Below are 7721 nucleotides of genomic sequence, written 5' to 3'. Positions count from 1 at the left end.
GAGTAGTCGACTACCCGTGAAACCGGCCCCGGGCCGGACGATGATCGAGATCGGTCAATCACCGCCGATAGCGTCATGCCGCGGTGCCGATCTCGGCGCTGGTGTCGCTATGGCTTTGCGGGCTTGGATGCAAAGTTGCTTGTGAGGGCGATCGACCTGCTAGACAAGGATCACCGGCGGTATGCGAGTCGCCGTGGCGGGCGGTATCGCCGCTCAGGTGTTTCGGGGCGACCGGCCGGTGAGAGGAGGAGCGATGTCCATCCGACGGAACGTCGTTGCGATAGCGGGGTGCGGCGATGGAAGCCGGTGAGGCCGGTCGGGTGCCGACCAATTCGTTGATCAGTCCGATGGCGGTGCAGGCGCCAGAGCAGCTGACGCCTCAGCAGGCGACGATGACGGTGACGCATGTCGACGACGACACGAAGGTCACCACACGCATGGTCCTCCTCGAGTTGCGGTTCAACCCCGGGGACAACGCGAAGGCTGTGAACGATCGGTTCCGAAACCTGTGGCGGACCGTGTTTTCGGGGCCCACGGCACCGCCCGCGCCGACGTTGGTGGCCCGACACTACTGGCGATGCGTGCTGACCACCGATCAGATGCGGGCCCTGGCCGCCGCCGACGTTGCGGCCGCGGAAAGCCGCTCACCGCACGGAGTCCCGTCGATCTACCGCATCTGGCCCGACTATGTGCTGCGGGGCCACCTGGACCGCTCGGTCACCACGGTCAAAGCCGATGCCGCCGTGCGCACCTACGGCTGCGCCGGCAACGGCATCGTGTGGGCGGTGCTGGATTCCGGCATCGACGCCCGGCATCCGCACTTCGCCCGCTACGGCAACCTCACCGACCCGCTGGTAAAGCAGTGGCACCGCGACTTCACCATCGGCAACACCACACGCGGCGGGCCGTTGACCGACGTGCACGGGCATGGCACACACATTGCCGGCATCATCGCCGGCGTGGCGCCCGACCACGACGAACTGCTGATCGCATCCAATGAACCGACCGATCAAGACCTGCCGCGGTGGGCCCTGCGCACCCTGGACCCGGGAACCGTGTTGAGCGGGGTGGCCCCGCAGGCCAAGCTGGTCAGCCTGAAAGTGCTTGACGACGACGGAAATACGGTGTCCAGCGCGGTGCTCGACGCGATCGACTGGGTGCGCCGCGTCAACTCCGGCGGCCGCAGCATCCAAATCCACGGTGTGAATCTTTCGCTGGGTTCGGATTGGCCGCCCTCGGACTGCGCGGCCGGTCAAAGCCCGATCTGCCGAGAGCTCGATCTGCTCGCCGCCACCGGGGTGGCGGTCGTGGTGAGTGCGGGCAACGCCGGTGCGGCCGGAACGCTGAGCGGACCCAGCAACGATGTTCGGGGCCAACTGTCCACTATCACCGACCCGGGCAACGCCGCCTCGGCGATCACGGTGGGCTCGGTGCATCGCTACAAGCCGCACACCTACGGCGTCAGCTTCGATTCCTCCAAAGGCCCGACGCTGGATGGGCGAAAGAAGCCGGACCTGGTGGCTCCCGGTGAGCGCATTACCTCGGCCGCGACAGGTTCGTTCGTTGCCGGCGTGGACGTTCTGGAGCCGCACAACCCCAAGCACCTGGCCCGCTACCGCGAAGACAGCGGAACATCGATGGCCGCCGCGCACGTGTCGGGGGCGATCGCGGCGTTCATGTCGGCCCGCACCGAATACATCGGACAGCCGCAACTGATCAAGCAACTACTCATGGACAGCGCCACCGATTTGGGCCGCCACGAGTTCTACCAGGGCGCCGGTCTGATCGACCTCATGCGCGCCCTGTCCAACGTCTAGCCGAAGCCGAGGTTCAACGCCATGACAACCATCCACGGATTGCCTTACTACGAAGTCGATTTCAACGCCGCCGGCAGCCTCAACACAGCCACCGGCGCCGGTGCCGGCGGCCTGCCGGAGGTGATCGCCGCCGGCGGCATCACCGACCTGTTCGTGTTCTCTCACGGATGGAACAACGGCGTCGACTCCGCCCGCGACCTGTACGCGGCGATGTTCGGGCTGCTCGCAGACCAGCTGGGGGCCCGGACCGCCACCAGCGCCGCAGCCGGAATCATCTGGCCCTCATTGCTATTCCCCGACGACGATCCCGTCACCGCCAAGCCGGTACCATCCACCGGCGCCGAACTGGCGACCGCCCTGAGTCCGGCTTTCCCCGAGCAACAGCAGGACCTGACCACGATGGGCGCGCTGCTGGACCAAAAGCCGCAGGACCCGGACAAGCTGAGCCAATTCCACACGCTGGCCGGCGCTTTGGTGACAACGCAGTCGAACGCGGTGGAGGACCTCGGCGAAAACGCGTTCCTCCAGGATCCCACTGCCACCGTGCTGTCCTATGCCGGCGCGATGGCGCCGAAGGCCGCGAGCGGCGCCATGGGCGGCGCCAATCCGTTCACGACCATGTGGTCGGGAGCCCGGGAGGTGTTGCGCACCCTGAGCTATTACGAGATGAAAAACCGGGCCGGTGTGGTCGGTCAACAGGGGTTGGGCCCACTGCTGGCCGACCTGGCACAGCGTGACGCCACGCTGCGGATTCATTTGATGGGCCACAGCTTTGGCGCGCGGCTGGTGTCCTACGCGTTGGCCGGCCTCGGCGACGGGCATACCGGCGAAAACAGTCCGGTGAAGTCGCTGACCCTGATCCAGGGCGCGTTCTCCCACTTCAGCTTCGCCGACACCCTGCCGTTCGACCCGGGCCGCTCCGGTGCCCTATCCGGCTATGGCGACCGGGTCGACGGTCCGTTGCTGTCGACGTTCACCGCCGCCGACCGCGCCGTCGGATGGTGGTATCCGACGGCGAGCATGCTCAGCCGCCAAGACAGCGAGTCCGCGGCCGACCTGACCTACCGGTGGGGAGCGATGGGCCACGACGGATATCAGCGCGACCCCGCCCCCATCAAGGTGCCACTGGCGCCAGTGGGCTCACGATACGGGTTTGAGTCCGGCAAGTTCTACGCGCTGGACAGCAACCAGATCATCTGCGCCAACCAGTCGGCGTTCAGCGGCGCGCACAGTGACATCCGCCATCCCGAGGTGCTCTGGGCGGTCCTGGATGCCGCCGGTCTGTCCGCCTGAGAGCCCGAACCGAGTAGCGCACTACGCTATCGACCGAAGTGCGGGTGCGGACAGCATCGAGGGCAACCAGCACGCCAACCGCTGGCGAATTGCAAGCCCCGAAAGGCGACAGCCGTGCCCGCAACCATCGTTTTCGACCAGCAGGTCACCTTCGTCACCGATCCGGTAAATCCCTGCGCTGGCGGTGATTTCACCGTCTTCTGGCAGGAAAAGAATGTCGGCGCCGACACCTCCACCGACTACCAGGACATCTTCGACCTCGATGATCAGGGCAGCGGCGACAGCCAATCACTGTCGTGCGATCCGCTGCTGCCTGGGCAGAGCGCGATGCGGTCGCTGACGTTCAACCTGCCCGCGGGCGACTATCGGATGAGCCTGGTTATCAATGGATCCGGCCCGATCGATCTGGGCAACGTCATCGTCGGCGAATGCTCGGTCGCCGCGCAGCCCTAGCTCACCGGCACGACATCCGACGACGCCGGCCACGCCTCACTTTCAGTTCACCCACCAGGAGTATTCATGACCAGTTCTGAAACCACCGCCGCCGCAACACCGATCGACCAGATCCGGACGCTGGCATTTCACAACGAATCGATCGGCATGGGATTCAACAGCCATACCGGCCAGGCCGTGGGCACCGCCCTGCAAGGTTTCACCGTCGGCGCCGATCCGGCCGCCTCCGGTCAGGAAGTAACTGCGGAGATCACCATCGTCAACTCGCAGGAAGAACTCATGGACAAGATGTCGATGTCCTTTTCTCTGCAAGGCCGCTACGAGTTCTTCTCAGCCTCAGCCAAAGCCAGCTTCTCCGAGCAAACCAACATCAACTCGACCTCGACGTTCCTACTTGCTCGGTGCGTGGTGAAGAATCCGTTGACCCGCGGCCAAAACTTCGTTGTCAAACCGGATGCCGCAGCTTTGCTGAACACGAGTGAGGGTGAAGATACCTTCACCCGCGCGTTCGGCGACAGCTTCGTGCGCGGCCTGCAGACCGGAGGCGAGTTCTACGCGGTCATCCGCATCACCTCCCAGTCGACGGTGACCCAGACGAACCTGGCGACCTCACTGAACGCCGCGGCCGACATGCTGGTCGCCTCGGCGGACTTCAAAGCACAGTTCAACACCGCCAACACCAGCGCCGCGACCCGATCGGAATACACCGCGACGATGTATCAACGCGCCGGGAGCGGAGAGACCATCTCCCCGACGGTCACCATCGACGAGATTGCCGCGCGCTACCACCAATTCCCGCAGATCGCCAAGGACAACCCGGTCGCGTTCGAAACCGAGGTGGCCACCTACGACACGCTGCCCCTGCCCCTGCCTACTCCCGAGGAGCGCGACGACTTCCGGGCCGCCCTCGCCGACGCCCGCGACCACAAGATGCGCTACATCCAATCCCGCAACGACGCCGATTTCGCCCGGACGAACCCCCAATTCTTCACCGGCCTTCCTCCCAACGCCGTGCTGGCCGCCGCGTCGGCGAGTTACACCGCGCTGATCAACGCGGTGATCGACCACGCGGTGCGGCTGTCGAAGGGCCAATTCGACTCGCCCCAATTTTTCGACCCGCAGAAATGCACACCGCCGCTGACCGAGCCGCAGCCCATCGTCTTCACCCGTGCCCCGGCACCGCCGGCGCCGGTGACCCCGCCGGGCCCGGGCTGGAAGACGAGCACGATCGACACCAAGGGCGCGATGTTCCCCGTCGACGCCTATGTCAGCCCCAACGGTGTCGTGGTGGACAACCAGGGCCGGATGACGGTGCTGCCGGTTAACGGCCAGGCCCTGTCGACCGTCTCCGGGGCCAGCTTCCATCCGGGCGGCTTCGCCAACCAGATCACCGAACTCGACGCCACCGACGACGGGCTGCTGGCCGTCGACGTGAACGGCGCGCTCACCGTCGTGTGGGCGCCGCGCGGGCAGTCACCGAACCAGATCGCCCAGCTCGGCGGGGGCGGGTTCGCGCCCGGCGGTCACGTCACCCGCCCGTTCGTCTCGGTGTGCCTGACCGTGAACGCCGACGGTGTGCTCAAGGTGATCTGGTTGCCGGCGGCCCAGCCGTTCGGCCAGGCCACCATCCAGGCGGTCGCCGGGGCGAAGTTCGTCGCCGGCCAGCCGATGACCATGCCGATGGAGGTCGCCGCCGGCACCTTGTCGACACTGGCCATCGACGCAAACGGAACCCTGATGGAGGTTGTGATCAGCGAAACCCCGGCGCCGCCGTCCGTGCGTCCGGTTGTCGGCGCGCCGGCATTCCCGCCGGGCGCCCGAATCAGCAAGCCGACCGTCTTCGATGTTCAGACCGCCTTCTGTGTGGACACCCAGGGCCGATTGACCGGCATCTTCCGCGCGCCCAACCAGGGCTGGGCGACCCAGCCGGTGACCCCGCCGGGTGCCTATGCCCAGGGCGCATTCATCAGCGACCTGGCAGGGGTGACTTTCCGGCCGCCCGGTGCCCCGCAGCCGGTGCTCGCGCCGCTGAGGAGTGCCTTCGCCGTCAACGCCGCCGGTGCGCTCACGGTGATCTCGATGCGGGCCAAGACCGAGTTCGACTCCCCGCGAATCGACGTGCTCGCGGGGGCGAGCTTCCCCACGACCGCTCGGCCCGTGGCTGCGCTGGCCAGCAACAACAGTGAGGTGGTCGGCTTCGCCGTCGACAACGACGGCCGCGTCATGCAGTACACCTTCAGCGGCCAAACCCAATCCTGGGAACTGTCACCTATTTCGGAGGCCCTGTTCCCGCCCGGCGGCGCCGTGAGCGACCATTTCGGCTTTCCTAACCAGTGCGTCGTCATCGACAAGGATGGCCTGGCCCACGTCATCGCCTTCCAGTGAACGGGCGAGGATCGCAACGACATCCGGCCACTCCGCGAAATCTGAAGCCCGAAAACACGAAAGCGCGGTAGCCGTCGACCGGCTACTCGCGCAATATTCGGGCGACGGGAATTCGCTACAGGATTCGGTGGTTCGCCCTGCCTACCTGGTATCCCATCGGGAAGGACTTCTCGATGACCTGCAGCTGGTGATCCACCCTGGACTCCAGCTCGAGCACCACGCAGCTATCGCTGAAGGATTTCGATTCGAGAACTATGTACCGCTGACCACAATCGGTGATCGGGTCGCCCGAGTGCAAGTTCTCGACCGACACCGACTCCGGAGTTACATCTGCCTCCATTCCTGACACGTTAGGTCAATTCCGCAAGTGAGGGAATAGACCGTTACGTGCGGTCGGCTTGGCGCTGACCCGCGCCGAGCGTAACGCCACGGCGAACAAACCGGCAGAATGTCGCCGTGACGTTACATTCGCGGGCACGGTCGTTGGTGTTCGTCCACGCCGATCGGACACTGAGCGAACACGTGCCCGCGCCACCCGACGCCGTCCGCGGCTTCTACGTGGATCTGGACAACATCAAGCTGGTGCATCCGCTGATCGTGTCCGTGGAAACGGTGTCCCGCAGCGAAACCCCCGACGGCTATCAGCAGGCCTACCGCGTCGTCGACCGGATCCCATTGGGGCCGTTCACCATTCGCACCGGGTATCACGCCCGGCTGCGGGTGCCCGTCAGCGGCGACGTGCTGACCGAGGCCGACCAGTCACCCGGGGTCCGGTTGCGCGGCACGGTGAGTTTCGATCCGGTCGACGGCGGCACCCGGATCACCGAGCGGATTTCGATCACCGCCCCGCGGCTGTTGGCCGGGGTGACCATCCGCGAAGCGGTCAAGGCGCACGTCAAGATGCTTGCCGGCATCCGCGGGCACTTCGAGTCCGGTTGAGCCGCTGGGACGAGTCCGCGCCCGTGGTCACACGCCGGCGAAATCGATGACGCCGCGAATGTTGCGGCCCTCGCGCAGGTCTGCCATCGCCTCGTTGATCTGGTCGAGCCGATAGTGGCGGGTGACCAACTCGTCGAGTTTCACCGCGCCGGCCTGATACAGCGACAACAGCATCGGCACGCTGGTGCGCGGATTCATCCCGCCGTACAGCGCGCCGCGCAGTTGTTTGGCCGACAGCGTCATCTCCTGCAGCACCAGCGGAACCGGCGGTTCGGTGAACGGGGTGATGCCGGTGAGCACGCAGACCCCGCCCTTGCGCAGCAGCGCCATCGCCAGCGGCAGCAAGTCGACATGCACCACGCCGGGGCAGACGACGACGCGGTCCGCCATCAGCCCCGCGGTGATCTCGTTGACCAGCGGTATCGCGTCCTGCGCGGAGGCGGCGGTGTGGGTGGCGCCGAAGATCTTGGCCGAATCCCGCTTGGAGTCAACCGGATCCACCGCGACGACGTACTTCGCACCCACGGCGCGCGCCCCTTGCAGGGCGTTCATCCCGACACCACCGGCGCCGAGGACGACGACGGTGTCGCCCGGTTCGGTGCCCGCCGAGACCGTCGCGGAGCCCCAGCCGGTGCTGACCCCGCACGAGACGAGCGAAGCGGCATGGAACGGGATCGCGTCGTCGATCTTGATGACCGACCTCTCCGAGAGCACCGCATATTCGGCGAACGTGCCGAGTTGCCCGTAGGCCAGCAAGTCTTCGTCGCCCAGGTGCCGCCGGCAGGTTCCGTCGGTCGGCATCTCCCGGACGAACAGGCTCGCCCCGATGTCGCA

7 protein-coding genes are annotated in these 7721 nt (G+C 66.1%); 5 read left to right on the top strand and 2 right to left on the bottom strand.

What is annotated here, in order from left to right; all coding sequences use genetic code 11:
- The first annotated feature begins 296 nt into the window (after positions 1–296).
- From A9W96_RS11665 to A9W96_RS11650, 4 genes are all read left to right on the top strand, one after another.
- Positions 297–1817, top strand: a complete 1521-nt coding sequence (locus tag A9W96_RS11665) for a S8 family peptidase (protein WP_067021737.1) — start codon at positions 297–299, stop codon at positions 1815–1817.
- 21 nt (positions 1818–1838) lie between these two features.
- Positions 1839–3110, top strand: coding sequence for a serine/threonine protein kinase (locus A9W96_RS11660; protein WP_067139931.1), 1272 nt, complete (start codon positions 1839–1841; stop codon positions 3108–3110).
- Positions 3111–3224: 114 nt separating this feature from the next.
- A complete protein-coding gene (locus A9W96_RS11655; RefSeq protein ID WP_066877979.1) occupies positions 3225–3563 on the top strand; it encodes a hypothetical protein in 339 nt (112 codons plus the stop codon).
- A gap of 66 nt (positions 3564–3629) precedes the next feature.
- Entirely contained in the window at positions 3630–5948 is a 2319-nt protein-coding gene (locus A9W96_RS11650; RefSeq protein ID WP_067021739.1) for a hypothetical protein, read from the top strand.
- 115 nt (positions 5949–6063) lie between these two features.
- Here A9W96_RS11650 and A9W96_RS11645 read toward each other — a convergent pair whose 3' ends face one another.
- The gene (locus A9W96_RS11645) at positions 6064–6288 is read right to left on the bottom strand and encodes a hypothetical protein (RefSeq protein WP_066871322.1); all 225 of its coding nucleotides are present in this window, start codon (positions 6286–6288) and stop codon (positions 6064–6066) included.
- 116 nt (positions 6289–6404) lie between these two features.
- Between A9W96_RS11645 and A9W96_RS11640 the strand changes: the two genes are divergently transcribed.
- A complete protein-coding gene (locus A9W96_RS11640) occupies positions 6405–6887 on the top strand; it encodes an SRPBCC family protein (protein WP_066877975.1) in 483 nt (160 codons plus the stop codon).
- A 27-nt stretch (positions 6888–6914) separates the two neighbouring features.
- Here the strand turns inward: A9W96_RS11640 and A9W96_RS11635 are convergent.
- The coding region (locus A9W96_RS11635) for a zinc-binding dehydrogenase (RefSeq protein ID WP_067139928.1) at positions 6915–7721 on the bottom strand (807 nt) is incomplete at its 5' end.

This window comes from Mycobacterium sp. 1245852.3, assembly GCF_001669335.1.
GTDB lineage: Bacteria > Actinomycetota > Actinomycetes > Mycobacteriales > Mycobacteriaceae > Mycobacterium > Mycobacterium europaeum_A.
The sequence above is the reverse complement of the archived record's forward strand: the minus strand, read 5'-3'. Positions and strand labels throughout refer to the sequence as shown.